Raw genomic sequence first — 21407 nt, 5'->3', positions numbered from 1 at the left:
AAATGAGAAAATATATAATATATAGCTTAATAATCACATTTACCTTTTTTGTTTCGTGCGACAAAGAACTTGATTTAGAGCCGATATCAGAAACGGGATTTAATGGTGCTTTCGATACTGCTGTGGATATTGAAAATGCTGTAGCAGGTGTATACAGTGGTTTACAGACAATAGAACAATATGGATATCATTTTTCATTCTTTTCAGAAGTAAGATCTGATAATACTAATCTGGAAGACTTAACTGTTAATGCCGGTCAATTTGGAAACTTTGAGACATTTTCATTAGAATCAGCTAACAGGAGGATTAATGAAACATGGGTAAGCATGTATCAAACCATTCAGCAGGCCAACTTAGTTTTAAATAGAATTGATTTAGTGGATGATATGAGTGAATCAACAAAAACTAAGCGCAAAGGAGAAGTTCGCTTTATAAGAGCTCTGACATATTTCAATATGGTGAGATTTTGGAGTGATGTACCGTTGATATTAACAGAGACTGAAGATGCTTTCGAGTCCTTCCAACATGCTAGGACACCATCCTCTCAGGTATATACTCAAATAGAAAATGACCTAATCCAATGTATAACAGAATTACCAGCTACTCCAGATAATATTGGAAGAGTTACGGAAGGTGCGGCTCAAGCACTTTTGGGTAAAGTATATTTAACACAAGGGAAGTTTTCAGAGGCGGTATCTGCTTTACAGGATGTCGTGGGGAATTATTCTTTGTTGCCTAATTTTGAAGATGTTTTTAGTACGGAAAACAGTGCGGAATCTATTTTCGAAATACAATATAAAAGTGGAGGTTTTGGAGAAGGAAGCTCTTTTTCTAATAATTATGCGCCAAGATCTGCAGGACCGGAACTTGGTATTAATGGGACGACCTTAGGCGATAACATACCTACACAAGAATTATACGATTCATTTGATGTGGCAGACCTTAGAAGAGACGTAACAGTAAAATCCATTCTTGATGGTCGTTTCTATTCAGGTAAATTAGTGAGTCCGGTTGCTTCTCAAGGTGACAGTGACAAAAATTTCATTGTGTTAAGGTATGCTGATGCTTTACTTATGTTGGCTGAAGCTTTAAATGAAGTTTCATATGACCCTTCAGGTCTTGCTTTCACATATTTGAATCAAATACGCCAAAGAGCTGGATTAGCTGATTTAACTAATATCCATTTGCCGGATCAGGAAAGTTTTAGGATGGCAGTGTCCAATGAAAGAAGATGGGAATTAGCTACAGAGAATCATAGATGGTTTGACCTTGTTAGAACCGGAAAGGCTGTAGAAGTTATGAATACTCACTTTATAACTGAAGGTGAGCCCTATTCAATGAATGAAAACAACACGCTTTTCCCAATTCCTCAAACCCAAATAGACGCAAGTTCTGGTTTACTTACTCAGAATTCAGGTTATTAAAAGTCATAGTTTAGTTTTAATTGAGTTTAGTCTTTTAGAGGGGAGAAATTATTTCTCCTCTCTTTAAATCAATTCGATGCAACAATGTTTGATAAACTTTTCTGCAAATCAAGGTGTGTAGAAAAAGGGGGTTCTTAAAATGTGTATCAAAAACATAATAACTGAACGAACGAGTAACTAAGATAAAATTAAAATGAAATACAGAATCATTATAGTATTGGTACTTATTATGTTTTCATGTAGGAATCAAAAACCTTCTGATAATACCAATATTGAAGTAAATAAAATTGAATCACTTCTTAATTTATTTAGAACGCCATCTAAGGATTACATACTTATAGGGGCCCATAGGGGTGATTGGAGAAATTCACCGGAAAATTCATTACAGGCAATTAGAAACTGTATCAAGATGGGGATTGACCTGGTGGAAATAGATGTAAGAAAAACTAAAGACGGAGAACTAGTAGTTTTTCATGATGAAACATTGGATAGAATGACAGATTCATCAGGAGAGGTAAAGGATTTTTTATTGGATTCATTAGTAAAGATTCCTTTGTTAAATGGTATTGGTCAGGAAACTAAATTTACTATCCCAACATTAAAAGAGGCACTGGAAGAAGCGAAGGGTAAAATACTGGTAAAGTTAGATAAGTGTTATGATCACATTCCTCAAGCCTATAGCATTGTTAAGGATTTAGAAATGCAAAATCAGGTAATATTTATTACAACCAAGACCTATAGCGATTCAAAAAAAGATTACGGAACTACAATTGATGAGATATTGCTTATGCCGGCATTTAATTGCACTTCTCTGGAGGATGTTCCGTCGTTTGTCCAGGGGCATATTGATAATAACGATCCGGTGGCCTTTGAAATTGGATTTGATTCGGAGGATTGTCCTTCAATAAATGCTTTTGATCAGATAAAAGAGAACCAACACGCTATATGTGTAGATGTGCTTTGGGCTTCCCTTTGTGCTGGGCATGATGACAATCTTGCAGTAGAAGATCCTGAAGGATCGTGGGGTTGGGTAATAGAAAGAGGAGCTAATATACTCATTACTGATAGGCCAAGAGATTTGTTGGAATATTTAAAATCAAAAAATCTGCATAACTAAACTAAAATAGCTTAGAAGCATAAATATCATACTTCTTTAGGAATGCATCATAATTACTCGAGTTTAAAACGGAGTGATAAGACATTTTCTTATAAGTATTCATCCATCAACTCATTATTCAAGAATAAGTTAAATATATATAATGAAGATATCAGCAATAGATTTAGTAGTAATTCTCGTTTATTTAATTGGTATTGTCCTTGTCGGGTTATGGTCAACCCGCAAATCAAAAATGACAAGCGAGAACTATTTTCTTGCCGGAAGAGGTTTGGGGTGGGCTAGTATTGGAGCAGCATTATTTGCTTCAAATATATCTACAATACATTTAACAGGACTAGCAGCAGATGGTTACAGGTTAGGCTTAGTAGCCGGAAATTGGGAATGGATGGCAACCTTTACGCTGGTACTCTTGGGAATTGTATTTGCACCTTTTTACTTTAAAACAAAAATATCAACCCTTCCGGAATTCTTGGAAAAACGTTTTGATGGTCGTTCAAGAACCTTATTGGCTTTTATGGCCATTCTCGGGGCGTTGTTTATTCATATAGGTATCAGCTTATATGCTGGGGCCGTGGTATTCCAAAACTTTTTTGGACTAAACGTTTATGTCTCCATACTTGTTATCTCTGCGGTGACTACCATTTATACGGTTGCAGGAGGTTTAAAAGCAGTAGTAATTACAGAAAACGTACAAACAGTAATTCTTCTAGTTGGTTCCTTAATATTAACATTTCTGGCGGTAGCAGCTGTTGTAGATACGGGTATAGATAGTGTAGAATCATTAAAGGCGGCCTTAAAGCCTGGGCAATTAGAAATGCTCCATTCAGGAGAATCTCTAATAGGAAAAGAAGAAGGTTACCCTTGGTATGCCTTTCTTTTGGGGTATCCCGTTTTGGGAATTTGGTATTGGTGTACAGATCAAACTATAGTACAAAGAGTCTTAGGTGCAAAATCAGAGAAAGACGCACAATATGGGCCACTATTCGCTGGCTTATTAAAAATATTACCAGTTTTCCTTTTAATTCTTCCGGGAGTACTGGCTTACGTTTTATTCAAAGAGCAAATAGCACATCCAAATGATACCTTACCGGTTTTAATCAATCAACTATTACCTATTGGTTTAAAAGGTGTTTTTGCAGCTGCTTTACTTGCGGCACTTATGAGTACTATTGCTGCGGCCCTGAATAGTTGTTCTACACTGGTGGCTGTCGACATTGTGAAGAGAATAAAACCTGATACACCAGATCTGAGACAGGTGAAGATAGGCCGTTATACGGCTGTTGTTGTAATGATTGTTGCCATTCTTTGGTCAACGCAAGGAGGTAAGTTCGGAAGTATTTTTCAGGCTATAAATGATATAGCTGCTGCATTTGCTCCACCTATTTCTGTGGTTTTCCTGCTAGGGGTGTTCTATAAGCGTGGGACCAAAGAAGCATCTTTTTACACCTTGGTATTTGGGTTTGTTATGGGGCTAGTACTTTTCATTTTAGACTTTGAACCGATTAGTGGTTTTAAATATGTAACAGATGGCTTGGGGGTTCACTTTTTAATGCGTGCCTGGTGGATGTTCTGTATCTGTATGGTGGTATTTATACTAATTAGTTTATGTACACCAGAACCCGACCGCGAATTAATAGAAAACACCACTTGGGGTGGTTCAAAAATTAAAATGGTAAAAAAGAGTAAAGACTGGATTACCCCTAAAAACTTAGCAATAATCCTCATAGTTCTAATGGTTGTGTTGTATGCAATAATGGGATAAAAAAAATTAAGACTTAAATAAAATGAGACAAGCAATTATGCCCCAACCAGGGACAATAATAATAAGGCAAGTTGAGGCTCCGGGAGAGGTGTCAGCAAACGAAATAAAACTTGCTATAAAAAAAATTGGTGTATGTGGTAGTGATATTCATGTATACCACGGAAAACATCCTTTTACCTTTTATCCCGTTGTTCAAGGACATGAATATAGTGGGGAAGTGGTAGAAGTAGGTGACAATGTAACGAAGGTGAAAGTGGGGGATAAGGCCACAGCGCGTCCACAATTGATCTGTGGCAAATGTGAACCATGTAAAAAAGGGAAGTATAACATTTGTGATGTCTTAAAAGTTCAGGGCTTTCAATCGCCGGGAACAGCTCAGGATTATTTTATCGTACCTGAAGATAGACTGATCAAATTACCAGATTCATTTGCTTATGAACAAGGAGCTCTGGTAGAGCCTGCGGCAGTTGCCACGTATAGCACAAAGAAGGCTGGAGATTTAAAAGGGAAGAATGTGGTTGTTACTGGAGCAGGCCCGATAGGAAACTTGGTGGCCCAATGTGCCAGGGCAAGAGGTGCCAATGTATTGATTACGGATATTAGTAATTATAGGCTTCAAAAGGTCATGAAATGTGGTATCAAACATATAAATAATCCAATACATGAAAAATTGGATAAGGCCTTAAAAAGGGCCTTTGGTTCCAAAGGTTTTGATGTGGCTTTTGAATGTGCAGGTGTTGAAGTAGCTCTGGACACGTTGGTGCAGAATATAAATAAAGGAGGCGATATCATAGCGGTAGCAGTATATGGAGATAGGCCAAAAGTAGATGTGTCTGTTTTAGGTGATAGAGAACTACGCTTAATAGGAACACTTATGTATAAACATGAAGATTATGAAGAAGCAGTTGAAATGATTGGTTTGGGTGCTATAAAAACGGATCCATTAATAACGGCGCATTTCGATTTTGAAGATTATCATGAGGCATATAAATATATTGATAAACGAGGCGATAAAACGTTAAAAGTTGTTATCGATTTTTAGATGGATAGGGATATGAACATAATCGCTATTGGAGAAGTTCTATGGGATATATTTTCCAAAGGAAAACGGTTAGGCGGAGCTCCTGCAAATTTTGCTTTTTACTGTAATGAATTGGGGCAAAATGCATATTTAGTAAGTGCAGTAGGGGATGATGATTTAGGGAAAGAACTGCTACAAAATATTCCGATTTGTAGTGAGCTTATAGCAGTTAATTCAAAACCTACAGGTCGCATAAATGTTCAATTAAAAAATGGCATACCTACCTATAGCATACACGAAAAAGTGGCCTGGGACTATATGGAATTAAATGACTCGCTAAAAACGCAACTTAGTAAATCTAAGGCTATTTGTTTTGGCTCCTTGGCGCAACGGAATGCAAAATCGAAAAAAACAATACATAGGGTTTTGGACAAAGCCCCAGACGGATGCTTAAAAGTTTTCGACGTCAATTTGCGTCAGAACTATTATTCAAAAAAGGCCTTGGAAGAGTCTCTTAAGAAGACAAATCTGTTAAAGATTAACGATGAGGAATTAGAGATTCTCTCTACGCTTTTCGGTATTTCAGGGAGTGAAATTGAAAGGGCTAAAACTTTAATGAAAACCTATGGTGTAGAATCATTGGCTTTGACAAAAGGTACTTCAGGTAGCTATTTCCTCAGGGGTAAAGAGATAGACTATCAACCAATTATAAAAACCATAGTTAAGGATACGGTAGGAGCAGGAGATGCATTTTTAGCGGGATTGGTTTCAGGACTGTTAACTGGGCTTTCAATTAATGCTGCCCATAAACAAGCTTGTAAAGTATCCTCATTTGTGTGCGCTCAAAATGGGGCTATGAATCCCCTGAAAAATATTAATTAAAAAATTAAATAACGATTAAATAGAATGAAAGCATTTAATTATCATCAACCTACGGAAATTATTTTCGGAAAAGGACGTATTGAAGAAGCAGGAGAAATAGTAAAAAAATACGGAAGTAGGTGTTTGCTAGTTACCACACCTGAAATACCAGTGTTGTCAGCAATGTACTCTAGGGTTAAATCAATTCTTGAAAAGGAGGGGATAGCAGTAGCCCATTTCGATCAGGTTATTCCAAACCCAACCACAGAAACCAGTGCCTTGGGTACTGAAATGGCAAGAAACCATAAAGCAGATGTAATTTTAGGATTAGGTGGTGGTTCCAGTATGGATGCCGCAAAAGCTACTGCGGTAGAAGTAACACATGAAGGTTCGGCATGGGATTACCTATTTTACAAAAAAGAACCGACAAAAAAAACATTACCGATAATAGCCATCAGTACAACTTCTGGAACAGGTTCTCAAGTGACTCAAGTCTCGGTAATCACTAATACTGAAAAGCGTGATAAAAGTGCACTATATCATTCATTAATCTTTCCAGAAGTCTGTATTGTAGACCCGGATTTAATGACTACGCTTCCGCCATTTGTTACAAAGACAACAGGGTTTGACGTGTTCTGTCATGCATTTGAAAGTACCTTACATCCAAATAGGGGAGCATACATTGATTTATTGGCTTGGGAGGCTATCGAAATAGTTGCAGAGTTTTTGCCTAAAGTACTCAAAGACCCCGGCAATATTGAATATAGAGAAAAAATGGCATGGGCAGATACACTAGCAGGCTTATGTATAGCCAGTGCAGGTGTAACATTACCACATGGTATGGGAATGGCAATAGGTGGAATGTATCCGCATGTAGCCCATGGTGAATCTTTGGCCATTGTGTACCCCACCTGTGTGGAATATACTTCTCAGGCTGCTCCTGAGCAACACGCTAAAATGGCTAGAATTTTTAATCCGAATTTAATTGGTAAATCAGAAAAAGAATGTGCGGCTGGAGCGGCAGACGCTATTAAGACATTTCTTAAGAATATAGATTTATATAAAGGACTCAAAGATGTTAATGTGCCGGAATCTGAAATAGAAGCATTGGCAGAGCAGTGCATGGTATTGCCAGACTATAAGGGAAACCCAAGAGTAGCAACAAAAAATGAAATGATAGAGCTGGTCAAAGGTTCTTACCAGGTACGGTAGGTACTGGCAAGCATATATGGTTTTCCGGCCGCCCCCTGTAACCTATACCAAAAGAACGTCATATGAATGAGAAAAGGTCAAATACGGTCAATTCCAGTTACTTAAACAGGCTCAACAAAATAAGTGTTTTGCGCCTTATCAGGAATGAAGGGCATATTAGCCGTGCAGAAATTGTGAAACGAACGGGGTTGAGCGCCCCTACGGTCACAAGGATTTCAGGTGACCTGATCGTCAAGGAGAAACTAGTCACTATGGTAGGGGAAGGAGCGTCAAGCGGCGGCAGGAGGCCAAAAATGTTAAGGTTCAGCTCAAGGGAGAACTTTGTAATAGGGATAGAATTAGGTACGGGGTACATACGCGGGGCACTGTCAGACCTGGACGGAAAGTTCATTGTAGAACTCCAGGTCTCCACAGGGTCCAAAGGTGCTGGAGAAAAAGTGATGGAACAGATCGGGGACATCGTGGACACCCTGATATCACGTGGGGGAGATAAGGGGGCAAAGGTGCTTGGGATCGGGCTGGCAGAAGCAGGTTCGGTAAATGGACAAACCGCTATCATAGAACGGCCCCCGGTTTTTAACTGGAAAAACGTAGATATCATAAACGGACTGAAGGCATATACGCAATTGCCGGTTTTTTGTGATAACGTGCCCCGCCTGATAGCTTTGGGCGAACTTTGGTATGGTATAGGGAGCAGGTACAGGGACTTTATATGTGTAGATATAAATAATGGTATAGGAGCAGGGATCATTATAGAAGGAAAGCCGTTTTTCGGGGCCAACGGATATGCAGGGGAGCTGGGATGGCCCATTGTGGACGATGAGGGCAATTCTATCGGAACGATGGAAGTCCCCTTGGGGGACGGGGAAACATTAAAGTCCCTTGACAGAGCCATTGGACACTTGGCGATATGTTTGGATACTTTGATCAAGCTGTTCAACCCGGAATGCATCGTGCTATCGGGAAGGCCCTTGAGGGCAAAAGGGGGCCTGAGGGATAGACTGGAAAATGAGGTCAGGAAGTACTCCGTGGCAAACCTTTCAGCAGGGGCAAGGTTTATGGGGCCATCCTTTGGGGAAAATGCCGTGTTGATGGGTGCATTTTCGCTGATTCTTGATAGGGTTCTTGACTTGGAGATTGGAGTTACTTAGACTATCCTAAGATACGATGGTAAAAGCAGGTGTTGCCAAAGATATAGAAATGCCTAAGTCTGAAATAGAAGCCTTGGCTAAACAATGTATGGTATTACCCGATTATAAAGGAAACCCCAGAGTGGCCACGGAGACTGAAATAATAGAACTGGTAGAGGATTCATACTAAGTTAATTTAAAAACGAAAAAGAGGATAAAATAAAACAGTCTTATGAGAATTAAATTTTTAGGTGCGCTGCTTTTAACATTCTTGCTAATGGTTGGCTGTAGAGATAGACATATTAAACGAGTTGGAATGGTCATTAAGATTAAACCGGAAATGACAAAAGAGTATAAAAAACTTCATACCGATTCCAATCCAGGAGTGAGAGATTTGCTTACTAAATATCACATAGAGAATTTTTCGATCTTTCTACAGCAAATTGATTCTGTGGAGTTTTATGAATTTGGATACTACGAATATACTGGCTCAGATTTTAAAGAAGACATGGAACAAATGGCCAAAGAAGTAAGAACCATTGAATGGTTGAAAATCTGTAATCCCATGCAAATACCTTTGGAAGGAAGTAATGGTTGGACCGAAATGGAACAAATATACTTCAATGAGTGAAATGAATAATGTATTCGGGACTTTCCTATAACAAGGATCAAAACTAGTTCTAAGAAAGTATGCTGGTTAACTAGGTTTTAAGGTCAAGAGTAAACCTCAATTAGCCTTTCATTGGTGTGCTTTAATGTCGTGTCAAAATCTTGTCGAATATGCTAAAGATAAAATAATGGAAAGAAGAAAATTTATAAGAAATGGTGTTTTAACTGTGTTGGGGGGTCCGACCTTATCCTCTTTTGGGACAAAGTTTATCGGTGAGAGAGCCAATAATTGGAAAAATAAAAAGGCCAAAAACATTATCATGTTAATCAGTGATGGAATGAGTTCAGGAACTTTAAACATGGCAGATTTATATTTATCCCGAAAAATGGGGACAGGCAGTAATTGGTTGCAATTATACAAAGATAACCAAGTGGAAAGAGCCTTGATGGATATGGGGTCAGCAAGTTCCATTGTAACCGACTCAGCTGCTGCTAGTTCGTCTTGGGGAGGTGGCTTCCGTATTAAAAACGGAGGATTGAACTATGGAGTTAATGGTGAATTCCATATGCCACTATGGCAAAAGTTTAAAGCCGTAGGGAAAAAAGCTGGCTGTATAACCACAGTACCTATTACTCATGCGACACCTGCAGGCTTTTGTGTATGCCAAAAAACAAGGGGTGATCAGGCTAGCGTTGCAGAGAAATATTTGGAACAAAAGTTTGATGTGATGATGGGAGGGGGTAACAAGTACTTTTCATCATATAAGAGAATGGATAAGAAAGACATGTATAGAGCCTTTGAAGAGAAAGGTTACCAAGTTGTGCGTACTCGTCAAGAAATGTTTTCTGCTACAAATAATAAAAAACTACTGGGTGTTTTTGCTGAAAATGCTCTGCCATACTCTAGAGACAGAGAAGGTGATAGCGAACTTACAAAGAGTGTCCCCAGTTTGGCAGAAATGACGAAAAAAGCAGTAAATATATTGAAGGAGCACCCTGAAGGATTTGTTCTGCAAGTAGAGGCAGGTAAGGTAGATTGGGCGGCGCATGGCAATGACATTTCTGGCTTGTTATACGACCAGATGGCATTCGATGAGGCTATAAGAGTAGCTATGGAATTTGCTGGAAGCGATGGAGAAACACTGGTTATTATTACCACAGATCATGGAAATGCTAATCCAGGAGTTATCTATGGGGAAGAAGCAAACAGCAATTTTGACTCAATACAAGGATATAGACACACCAACGAATGGATTCTTAATGGAATAGGGAAAGAAACATCTTTAAAAAGCATTAAGGAGCGAGTGGTCTATGCCAATGGATTTGCAATGACCGATAATGAGGCTAGGGCTTTATTATCATATTATAATAATTTAAAAGTTGAAGATGGGCTTTATAATCCCAAAAAGCTACCCTTTAAGGTATTAGCTGAAATTCAAAAGCAACACAATTCAGTGGGGTGGATAAGTATGCAACATTCTGCAGATTATGTAGAGTTGGCAATTTATGGCCCAGGAAGCCATTTGTTGAAACCCTTTATAAAAAATACTGATTTACACTATTTAATGTTAGAGGCGACTGAAATTGAAAATAAATTCTAACAAAAAGACAATTACCATAATTAAAATAATGTAGAACAAATTTCTTTAAATGAATAAGCTAAATATCAAAATATCACTTTTCTTAATTTATTTTGTTTTTGCTGCGCTACTAAATAGTGTCGGTATTTTGGTTGAGCGTTCTCAGGAAGTGTATGGCGTATTAAAAGCTGAAGCTGCAATTCTTGAACCTTTCAAAGATATATCAATAGCTGTATGCTCATTCCTTGTTGGTATTTTTCTCCCTAAAATAGGATATAAAAAAGGGTTGCTTATTAGTTTAATAATTGTTTTTGTTGGTTGCCTGGGCATGTATTTCAGTAACATATTTTGGGCGGTAAAAATATTATTTGCCTGTGTTGGAATGAGCTTTGCAATAGTGAAAGTAGCCGTTTTTACATTAATCGGTTTTGTGACTGATTCAGAGGAAGGCCATAGTCAATTAATGAGTTTGGTTGAAACGGTTTTTATGTTGGGGATAATTTTTATGTACGTCATTTTTCCACTTTTTTTTGATGAAAATGACGAAAATGCATGGTTAAGAGGTTATCTGTTAATGGCTGGTATTATTGCAGTTTCGTTCTTCATTATACTGTTTTCAAAATTTCAAATTGAATCACAGCCAAATGAGCAGTTATTGTCAATAAATTCTAAAGTGCTTGTGAAACTGCTTGCAAATTCCAGGGTCTGGCTTTTTGCCATCTTTGCCTTTTTTTATGTGATGACAGAACAAGGTATAATGACATGGTTACCTACTTTCAACAAGGAAGTGCTACATATTACCCCAAAGTTGGCAACTCAAATGGCAGTAATTTTAATGATATCTTATGCAGTAGGTCGCTTTCTAACGGGGATTCTCGTCAAACGAATAAAATGGTATTATATAGCTTCAAGTGGTGTAGTTATTTCTGCATTGTTGGTCTTGTTAGTGTTGCCAATGGCTCAGAATATAAACGCAACAAGTTTTGATAGTATATTCTCCTTGCCCATAGTGTCATTTTTGTTCCCCCATAATAGGCTTGTTTTTAGCTCCGCTTTACCCACTAGTGAATTCAACGGTATTGTCGAGTGTAGATGTCAATTATCATAGTACGTTGGCAGGGATTCTGGTCTTTTTTTCAGCAATTGGAGGCACATGTGGATCCCTTATAATAGGTGTAATGTTTGACGAATACGGTGGAGACAGAGTGTTCTACCTGTCTTTAATTCCATTGTCTATTATTCTGTTTACAATTATCAAACTACGTAAAAAAAATTAAGCAATTATTATGGAATTTGAACTTGATATAAAAAATACAGTCAAGAGTCTTTTAAAACAAGAAGACACTGATAATGATAAAAAAATTACAATTGAAGACAAGGGGCCAAAGGAATTTACTATTGACTCAACCTTAGGAGTTCAATATGTATTAAAAGGAACATATTACTTGTCTAACCTTTTACAAGAGCTGATTATTCATGAAAATAAGGGTAATATAATCGCAAAGATTAACCTCAATAAGATAGAAGAGTTGCCTGTGGAACGCATTTCCAGAATGATTAGGGATTATTATTGGAGCGGGTTAACAAGAACCATGGATGCTGATGGGATTTTGGGTTTATTTCATGATTCAAAGAATAGTGAATTAACTTCAGATTCATTAAGAATCTATGTGCCATACAAAGATAATGTAGCATATAAATATTTTAAATCTCTTGAACGGCAATTTCCTATTAAGACAATAAGATTACCAAAGGAAGTCACTCCTAAATATGTTAAGCAGATAAACGACAAACCAGGAATATTAGCGTTAAAGTTTGAAGAGGTTAATGGAAAATTAAAAGGCGTTCCATTTGTAGTTCCTGGAGGTAGGTTCAATGAGATGTATGGCTGGGATAGTTATTTTGAATCAAAAGGTCTCATCTTGGATGATAAAGTTCATTTATCAAAAGCTATGGCCGATAATTTTCAATATGAAATTGAGCATTATGGCAAGATTCTCAATGCAAATAGATCTTATTATTTAACGCGTACGCAACCACCTTTATACTCTAGCCTAATAAGAGAAGTTTTTGAGGAAACACAGGATAAAAATTGGCTGAAAAGTCATTTGAAAACTGCTATAAAAGAATACCAAACAGTTTGGATGGCTAAAGGGAAAAGGCTCACTAGTAATGGCCTGAACAGATATTACGCAGAAGGTATAGGTTGCCCTCCGGAATGCGAAGAAGGACATTTTGATGCGATCTTCAATCAGTTCTCAGGGACATTACAGATTTCTGCAAAAGAGTATGAATCACGATATCGTGAAGGTATTATTTTCAATGATGAACTTGATAATTATTTTGTACATGATAGAAGCGTTAGAGAGTCTGGACATGATACTTCATATAGAATTGAAGGAGTTTGCGCAAATATGAATTTGGTAGAACTAAATGCAATGCTCTACAAGTATGAAACGGATTTTGCTTACCTGATTATAGAAGTTTTTGAAGGTCAATTTTATTCATATTCAAGTGAGTATTGGTTGAATAAGGCAAGCAAAAGAAAGGAACTTATGAATGACTTCCTTTGGAGTGAAACAAGGGGAATGTATTTTGATTATAACTTTATTGAGGAGAAAAAATCCAATTTTATTGGTGCCACCACATTAATACCGTTATGGGCGAAGGTTTGCTCTAAAGAACAGGCTAGGGTTTTAGTTGAAACGGCATTACCGTTATTAAAGGAAAAGGGGGGTGTGGTTGCTTGTACGAAAGAAAGTAGAGGTAATATTTCCAAAGATAGGCCTCAACGTCAATGGGATTACCCTTTCGGGTGGGCTCCTCATCAAATTATGATTTGGGAAGGACTATTAAATTATAATTTCAATGATGAAGCTCAGGAACTCATATATAGATGGCTATATATGATTACTCGTAATGCAGTAGATTATAATGGAACCATTCCTGAAAAGTATGATGTGGTTGAAGCAACCCATAAAGTATTTGCCGAGTATGGTAATGTTGGCACAAATTTTCAATATATAACTAGAGAAGGTTTTGGTTGGATGAACACTTCTTACCAATTTGGATTATCTTTATTGGGTGAGCAGTTGAGAAATCAACTTAATCAACTATTGCCTCCAAAAGAGATTTTTCAGCGTTGAATAATGAAACATGATGTTTTAAATATGTAATTCCAATAGTTGTTGTTTAGATAGGTTACACAGTTGTAAATTTTATTTCATGAGTTTACAAATTGTAGTGGTAACCCTTTTTTAAGGGAGGTAAATCCCAGAAATAACCGGGATTCGGAGGGTTTTAAACTCCTCTTTCTTCCAGTTTCATTTGGACACTGCTAGCGTTGTCAGAACCTGAAATACTGAAATAAGTTCGGCGCAGACAAGTTCAGGTTGACAAAAAACTTCTTTTTAACTGTCTATTTATGCTTTTATAAGGTCACCGTGTTAAATTATGTATCTTCATAATGTTTACCGTAATAGTACTTTTTTACTGATATCTAAAAGGGTTGCATACTTACAAGGTCAGGCAATAATTGGATGAATAAATAATTATCTAATAACATTTATTTAATTTTAAATGCTTTTGTTTTCATAGATTTATACGCATTTTTAAATCATCAACAAATTAAAGTATATTAGCTTACTATTTATTAAAAACAGTCATGGTGTCAAATGATGTTGAGATTCTGGAACAACTAAAACTTGGAAACCCTTCAAGTTACAGGGAGCTGTTTGACTTATATTATATGCCACTAAGCGTTTATGCTTTAAAATTTTGCGATTCCTTTGAATTGGCCGAAGATATCGTTCAGGAGCTGTTTATTAAGATATGGGATGAAAAGTTATATATGAAACTTGAGGGTAGTGTGAGTCCTTATCTTTTTAAGTCTGTTAAGAATAACACCTTGCAGGCCATAAAAAGAAGATCAAAGTTCCGTTTCGAAGAAATTGAAGACCAGGTCAACAAGTTAATTGAAGAAGAAAGAATCGATGTAGAGTTTCTTGAAGAAGAAAAGACTAAGCTGATTTCCCAAATAGAAGCGCTGCCGGAAAAGAGTAAACAGGTTTTTAAGGCCATTGTTTTGGAAAACCTTAAATATAAAGAAGTCGCTGAAGAGCTGGGTGTTTCGGTAAATACTGTAAAGACACATTATTCAAGAGCTTTAAAAAAACTTCGTGCGTCTTTAGACGTCATCGTCATTTTGCTCCTGCCTTAAAAAAAATATTTTTTTGTCACCCATTTTTAACCTTTCATTATATAGTTAATATAAGCTATATTATAGATGGCTATAAATAGCTATGAAATGGATTTTAAATGAAGGATATAAATACACATATTTTAAGGCTTATTATATCATATGCGTCGAATGATATTAACGAAGCGGAATTTAATGAATTGAGTCAATGGCTAAGTGAAGACAGTAATAACAAACAACTATTTTCCGAATACCTTTTTCTTTATAAAAAAACGAGGCGAATAAGCCTTTTGAATACTTTGGATAACGACAAGGCCTGGGATACTATAGTGTCTAAGCTGGAGAATCCTCTAGAAAATAACACTAGTGGGAAGGATAGGAAAATCAGGTCGATCAGGCCCTGGCATAAATATGCAGCAGCTGCTGTGCTTGTGGGTGTGTTAGGGACTGCTTACTTTTTTAAAGATAGTTTGCTTAATAGCAGAACAAATCATATTGAACCCCCAGGTATTGTTGATACCAATTTAATAGAACCCGGTACTGATAAAGCGACCCTAACTTTAGCCAATGGAGAGCAAGTCCCTTTAGAAAAAGGTACGTCTTTCCAAACCTCAAATGCCAATAGTAATGGGGAGCAAATTGTTTATGAAGCCGGAGATAGAAAAACAAAAGAACTGGTTTACAATTACCTGACCATTCCAAGAGGCGGGCAGTTTTATATAATGTTGTCAGATGGCACAAAGGTTTGGTTGAATTCAGAATCTCAATTAAAGTATCCCGTAAGCTTTGTAGATGGGAAAACACGTCAGGTGGAATTGGTGTATGGAGAGGCTTATTTTGATGTGTCATCAAGTACGGAAAACAACGGTTCTAAATTTATTGTTTTAAATAAATCTCAGGAAGTAGAAGTCTTAGGTACAGAATTTAACATTAAGGCCTATAAGGATGAAGCCAGCATTTACACTACACTGGTAGAAGGAAAGGTTAAGGTTGGCTATGATGGTAAAAGTCAAAATTTAACCCCAAGTCTTCAATTGAGTTTAGATATAATTAGCAATTCGGCTTCAGTTGCCAAAGTAGATGTTAAAAGTGTAATATCCTGGAAAGATGGCGTGTTTAGTTTTGTAGAAATGCCATTAAAAGACATTATGAAAGTGATATCCAGATGGTATGATGTGGACGTGATTTTTGAAAATAAAGCGCTGGAAACAGTTCAGTTTGTTGGAACACTAAACAAAAGCAGGAGCATTCATGAGGTACTGGCTATTATGAAATCTACCTCATTAAATAATTATGAAATAAATGGGAAGACAATAACACTAAGGTAATATGAATCTGTTTATAAAAATAAAATTGAATACTAACTAATAAAACCACCTAATGCCTATGGAATAAAAACAACAATGAACTAAATAAAAAAAGAGGATAAAGTTTTACCGGCTAAGTACAAGCTCTATCCCCTGTGAAATTATTATCAATTAATTAAAATATTAACTAACTAATAACACACGAATTTATGAAAATTAAATTAACTAGTGCCTGTTTTATACTTAGAAAAAGGCCTTTGATTTACATTATGAGAGCATTCATATTCTTATGTTGCGCTACTATATTTGGATTGTCAACTGATAATGTTATATCTCAAAATTCCAAAATTCAAATCAAGGAGAATAACACATTAACAGTAGATGAGGTCTTCTTGCTAATTATGGATCAAACAGATTACACGTTCTTTTATGAGAAAGGTTTGTTTGACAATTTCCCGAAAGTTCAAGTAAAAAAGGGAATGATAAGTACAAATAAATTGTTGAAACGGAGTTTGTCGAAAGGCGATTTTGATGTTACGGTAACCCCTAATATGGATATTTTTATTGAAGACAGAACGAAAGAAATAGTCATTAAGGAACAAGGGTTTCAGGTCTCTGGTATTGTCGTAGACCAAAACGGCCAACCTTTACCCGGAGCTAACATTGTAGAAAAGGGTACCACAAATGGTACTCAGACCGATTTTGATGGTAATTTTTCTTTAGAGTTAGCTAACGAAAATGCTGTGATAGTAGTGTCATATATAGGGTTTTTAACGCAAGAGATTGCTTTAGCGGGCCAAACCGAATTAACCATAACCTTGCAGGAAGATGCAGCTAAACTGGCTGAGGTAGTTGTGGTAGGGTACGGTACAAGTACCAAAGAAAAGTTCAACGGTTCCGTTTCAAAAATCGATAATGAGAAATTGAACACCTACTCATCTGCAAATTTTGAACAGGCCTTATCCGGTACTATTTCAGGGGTTCAAATATTAAGTGAAGGTAAAAACCCCGGGGACAATTCTGTAATTCAAATAAGGGGTCTCAGCACATTAACAGCAGGTACCAATCCATTAATTGTTGTAGATGGAAATCCATTAAGTGAAGGGTCGTCATTAAGTTCGGTAAATACCAATGATATTGAAACTATTAATATTCTTAAAGATGCGGCTTCAGCAGCCATTTATGGTTCCAGGGCATCCAATGGGGTAATTTTAATTACTACAAAGAAAGGAAGCAGGAATCAAGGGAAACTTAAGATTAATTATAATGGCTATGTTGGTGTTCAGAGCCGGATAGATAAATTTGAATTGGCCGACGCATATGATACTGCACTGTTCGATTTTGATGCCCGCAATTTTGGCTATATATCCGGTGGAGCGGGAAGAAGTATAACGGATGATAACGCTACAAGAGACGCTAATGGTGGAGGAAAAAGAAGTAGGATACCAACCTATCTTCAAGGATACATCGATGGTACCCCCGGGCTTACTAACACCGATTGGGCCGACGCCGTTTTTAGGGATGCGTTTCAACAAAATCATTATATCAATGTTAGCGGTGGAGACGAAAAGAGTAGTTTCTCTGTCTCACTAGGGTATTTAGACCAGGAGAATATCATAATTGATTCAGATTATAAAAGATATACTAATAATATCCGCTTCAATTCGCAGATTAGTGATCGTATAAAGTTTGGTATAAGCGTAAATACCTCAATGGCAGATATTAACCCAACAGGTAACAGAGGTTGGTCACAAACCCGTTTGGGAAGAGGAGAACAAGCAGATCCCGCATTTTCAATTACATTAATGCAGCCCTATTATCCTGTTTATAACCCTGATGGTTCATTGGCTATTGCTGTTCAATTAGATGACAATAACCTAAACTGGGATGGTCCAATTTCCGAAAACACCATAGCTCAGGTATTATTATCTGATTTTACCAGAAAGGAATTTAGGTTATTTGGAAATGCATTTGTAGAAATTGAGCCTATTAACGACCTTAAGTTCAAAACGTCCTTTGGAGGGGATTATAACTCCGGGGTAGAAGAATTCTTTGCACCCTCTACTTTTGGTAATTATAGAACACCGGTAGCCAACAACCAAACGTTGGGCGCAAAATACGATAGCAAAAGAGAAAACTATATTATTGAAAATCTTTTAAGCTATAAGAAAACATTCCGGTCACATACATTCGATGTATTGTTAGGGTATAGCTATCAGCAGGAATTTAGGAACTTTACGGACTTAGAAAGCAGCGACTTTGCCGATAATAACATAAGAAATGTCAGCGGAGCCACAACCATTAACGCCACCTCTACAAGTAGTAAATGGGCTTTGGAATCCTATTTTTCTCGTTTGCAATATGATTTTGACAATAAGTACTTTATTTCAGCATCGATAAGAAGGGACGGTTCATCGCGTTTTGGCGCTAATACAAAGTATGGAAACTTTGCCTCAGCATCTGCGGGTTGGGTTATTAGCAATGAATCTTTCTTTCCTGAAGATAAACTGATCAATTATGCAAAACTTAGGGCAAGTTTTGGTCAGACCGGTAACAACCAAATAGGGGATTTTGGTTCTGTGGCCTTAGTTTCTCCGGATAATTATGTGATAGATGGAACTTTAACTTCGGGAGTTTACACACGTACGTCACCAAATCCCGATTTATCCTGGGAAACCAATACAGCTTTTAACTTCGGTATAGACTTGGGGTTGTTAAAAAATAAGTTGTCTTTTACTGCAGAATATTATACTTCTAATACTACCGATTTGTTACTGGATGTTCCGGTACCCCAACAATCTGGCTTTTCTGAATCTTTACAAAATATTGGTGAGTTGGAAAATAAAGGTGTTGAATTTGAGTTAAGCGGTAGGGATTTTAATATTGGCGATTTGAAAATTGGTTTCAATGCTAACATTTCCCATACATCAAATAAAGTAAAAGCTCTTGGTAATGGGCAAGACCAAATAATATTTAGTACTACAGGATCCGATTTTATTACTAAAGTAGGAGATCCGGTTGCTCAGTTTTACAATCTGAATGTTATAGGTGTGTATAAGTCACAGTCGGAAATAGATAATGATCCCGTAACGCCATTGCCGGGAACTGAAGTCGGGGATTTTATAGTGGAAGATGTTAACGGGGATGGAAGAATCACCACAGATGACAGAACACAACAAGGAGATTTTAATCCGGATTTTACTTATGGATTTGGGTTTGCATTGAATTATAAGGCCTTTGATCTATCTGTTCAGTTCACTGGAGTTGAAGGTAGAAAAGTTTCCGATCATTTGATCAGTCGTACAGAAAGCGGTGAAGGTTTCTTCGTGCCCTCTCAATATTACTTTGATAATTATTACAATGACAGAAATCCGGATGGGTTCTTTAGGAGGCCGGATTTTTCCAGTTTCTCATCTGCCGGAAGAATTACCAGAAAGTCGAGCCTTTCCGTATTAGATGGAGACTACTTTAGATTGAGAAGCCTGCAGCTTGGGTATACATTGCCTAAAAACATAACAGATAGGTTGAGTATTGATAATTTGAGATTGTATTTTACAGGAAACAACCTGTTTAATATCACTAAGTACAGAGGCTATAATGCTGATGGTGTAGATACAAGATCAAATGAAAGACAAACGTTAGGTCGTGGTTATGTCCATTCTGCAAGTCCATTGACTCGGTTTATGGCCGTAGGAATAGATATTAAATTTTAATTAATTAAAAAAAATACTAAAATGAATATCAAACAAAATATTATATATATAACCATAATATTGCTGGTTTTAACCGCTTGCTCGCATAAATTAGACATAGATCCAATAACCCAAAAGTCAGCTAGTAATTTTTATTCCACGGAGCAAGAAATTGAAAGTGCTATAACCGGAGCTTATGCCCAACTTCAGAATGGGGGGCTTTACGGTCTTGATTTAATTGGAGTAGGGGAAATACCGGGAGAAGATACTTTTGAAGAAATTGCAGCCAATGATGGGGGGCGTTTTGGTCAGCTGGATGACTTTTCAACTAACCCTATAAATGATTTAGTAGGTGATATTTGGAGGGAATCCTATGAAGGCATCCAAAGAATTAATATTGTTCTTAATAGAATTAACGATATAGAATACGACAATAGTGCTGTTAAGACCAATAGAATTGGTGAGATGCAATTTTTAAGGGGCTTATTGTACTTCAATCTTGTAAGATTGTATGGAGATGTTCCATTAACGCTTGAAGAGACGACCAATCCTTCGGACTATTTTGGTCAAGGACGGACTCCGGCAGCGACTGTATATTCTCAAATTGAATCAGATTTAAGCGATGCTGTACAAAACTTGCCAACCGGTAAATCTGCAGGAAGACCGGCTAAAGGAGCGGCACAGGCTTTACTGGCCGATGTACAAATGAACCAGGGTAAATATAGTGATGCTGTAACTAATCTTGCTGCCGTTGTTAATTCCGGAGCGTATAGTTTAATGCCAACAACGTCAGATATTTTTGGTATTGCTAATGAAGGAAATTCAGAAATATTATTTGAAGTGCAATTTGCTAGTGGGGTTGATGGCAATAATGAAGGGGAACCCGCAGCATCACAATTTAGGCCATCCGGAACTACGGCAAATGCAAAGGGGCATAATTTACCGTCTGCAGAATTTGTTGCACTTTTTGAATCCGGTGACACCCGAAAAGATGATTATGTGGGTATAGATGCCGCGGCCAATCCCTTTTATTTTTCATTAAAATATGAGGTGTCCGGTACAGGCCCCGATGATGGTGGTAATGACCATATTGTTATCAGGTATGCGGATGTATTGTTAAAATATGCCGAGGCATTAAATGAAACAGGAGAAGCCAATCCTGCTCAATATCTTAATATGGTTAGAAATAGAGCAGGGCTTGCCAATACTACAGCCACTACACAAAGTGACCTGAGAGATGCCATAGAAATGGAAAGAAGGTTTGAATTTATTGGAGAAGGCCATCGCTGGTTTGATTTGAAAAGAACAGGAAAAGCCATACAAACAATGAACGCATGGTTTGCAGCTAATAATATTAATGTGACCATTGATGCCGATAACCTTATTTTACCTGTTCCTCAAAGTCAGCTTGATACAGATCCTGCAATTACTCAAAATGCAGGGTATTAATTAAAAAAGTAGTTTATTTTTTTGAGTTTAGTTTGAAATGAATAG

At 37.1% G+C, this 21407-nt stretch carries 16 protein-coding genes; all 16 read left to right on the top strand.

Translation table 11 applies throughout. The annotated features are described in order from the left end of the window. Window positions 1-2 precede the first annotated feature (2 nt). The 16 genes from Q0983_RS05310 to Q0983_RS05235 all read left to right on the top strand — a co-directional run bounded on the left by Q0983_RS05310 (window position 3) and on the right by Q0983_RS05235 (window position 21362). Window positions 3-1424 (top strand): RagB/SusD family nutrient uptake outer membrane protein, encoded by a 1422-nt coding sequence (locus Q0983_RS05310; protein WP_299549864.1) that lies wholly within the window; start codon window positions 3-5, stop codon window positions 1422-1424. Between the two features lie 193 nt (window positions 1425-1617). Next, complete coding sequence (locus Q0983_RS05305) at window positions 1618-2541, top strand: glycerophosphodiester phosphodiesterase family protein (RefSeq protein ID WP_299549861.1); 924 nt, start codon at window positions 1618-1620, stop codon at window positions 2539-2541. A gap of 142 nt (window positions 2542-2683) precedes the next feature. Beyond that, a complete protein-coding gene (locus Q0983_RS05300) occupies window positions 2684-4303 on the top strand; it encodes a sodium:solute symporter (RefSeq protein ID WP_299549858.1) in 1620 nt (539 codons plus the stop codon). Between the two features lie 22 nt (window positions 4304-4325). Then, window positions 4326-5345, top strand: coding sequence for an alcohol dehydrogenase catalytic domain-containing protein (locus Q0983_RS05295; RefSeq protein WP_299549855.1), 1020 nt, complete (start codon window positions 4326-4328; stop codon window positions 5343-5345). A gap of 12 nt (window positions 5346-5357) precedes the next feature. After that, complete coding sequence (locus tag Q0983_RS05290; protein WP_299549852.1) at window positions 5358-6206, top strand: carbohydrate kinase; 849 nt, start codon at window positions 5358-5360, stop codon at window positions 6204-6206. Between the two features lie 24 nt (window positions 6207-6230). Next, the gene (locus Q0983_RS05285) at window positions 6231-7397 is read left to right on the top strand and encodes an iron-containing alcohol dehydrogenase (RefSeq protein WP_299549849.1); all 1167 of its coding nucleotides are present in this window, start codon (window positions 6231-6233) and stop codon (window positions 7395-7397) included. 62 nt (window positions 7398-7459) lie between these two features. Continuing rightward, entirely contained in the window at window positions 7460-8548 is a 1089-nt protein-coding gene (locus Q0983_RS05280; RefSeq protein ID WP_299549846.1) for an ROK family transcriptional regulator, read from the top strand. Window positions 8549-8564: 16 nt separating this feature from the next. After that, the gene (locus Q0983_RS05275) at window positions 8565-8717 is read left to right on the top strand and encodes a hypothetical protein (protein WP_299549843.1); all 153 of its coding nucleotides are present in this window, start codon (window positions 8565-8567) and stop codon (window positions 8715-8717) included. 42 nt (window positions 8718-8759) lie between these two features. Further along, window positions 8760-9158 carry an L-rhamnose mutarotase gene (locus tag Q0983_RS05270; RefSeq protein ID WP_299549840.1) on the top strand — a complete coding sequence of 133 codons (399 nt, stop codon included), beginning with the start codon at window positions 8760-8762 and terminating at the stop codon, window positions 9156-9158. A 166-nt stretch (window positions 9159-9324) separates the two neighbouring features. Further along, on the top strand, window positions 9325-10737 hold the full coding sequence (locus Q0983_RS05265; protein ID WP_299549837.1) for an alkaline phosphatase: 1413 nt from the start codon (window positions 9325-9327) through the stop codon (window positions 10735-10737). 49 nt (window positions 10738-10786) lie between these two features. Beyond that, complete coding sequence (locus Q0983_RS05260) at window positions 10787-11824, top strand: MFS transporter (protein WP_299549834.1); 1038 nt, start codon at window positions 10787-10789, stop codon at window positions 11822-11824. Between the two features lie 178 nt (window positions 11825-12002). Further along, window positions 12003-13862 (top strand): alpha,alpha-trehalase, encoded by a 1860-nt coding sequence (locus tag Q0983_RS05255; protein ID WP_299549831.1) that lies wholly within the window; start codon window positions 12003-12005, stop codon window positions 13860-13862. Between the two features lie 518 nt (window positions 13863-14380). Continuing rightward, window positions 14381-14935, top strand: a complete 555-nt coding sequence (locus Q0983_RS05250) for an RNA polymerase sigma-70 factor (protein ID WP_299549828.1) — start codon at window positions 14381-14383, stop codon at window positions 14933-14935. A 98-nt stretch (window positions 14936-15033) separates the two neighbouring features. After that, window positions 15034-16242, top strand: coding sequence for a FecR family protein (locus Q0983_RS05245; RefSeq protein ID WP_299549825.1), 1209 nt, complete (start codon window positions 15034-15036; stop codon window positions 16240-16242). A gap of 248 nt (window positions 16243-16490) precedes the next feature. After that, entirely contained in the window at window positions 16491-19934 is a 3444-nt protein-coding gene (locus tag Q0983_RS05240; protein WP_299549822.1) for a TonB-dependent receptor, read from the top strand. A 21-nt stretch (window positions 19935-19955) separates the two neighbouring features. Next, window positions 19956-21362 (top strand): RagB/SusD family nutrient uptake outer membrane protein, encoded by a 1407-nt coding sequence (locus tag Q0983_RS05235; RefSeq protein WP_299549819.1) that lies wholly within the window; start codon window positions 19956-19958, stop codon window positions 21360-21362. Window positions 21363-21407 lie beyond the last annotated feature (45 nt).

This window comes from Seonamhaeicola sp., assembly GCF_028281565.1.
In the GTDB taxonomy this organism is placed as follows: Bacteria; Bacteroidota; Bacteroidia; order Flavobacteriales; family Flavobacteriaceae; genus Seonamhaeicola.
The sequence above is the reverse complement of the archived record's forward strand: the minus strand, read 5'-3'. Positions and strand labels throughout refer to the sequence as shown.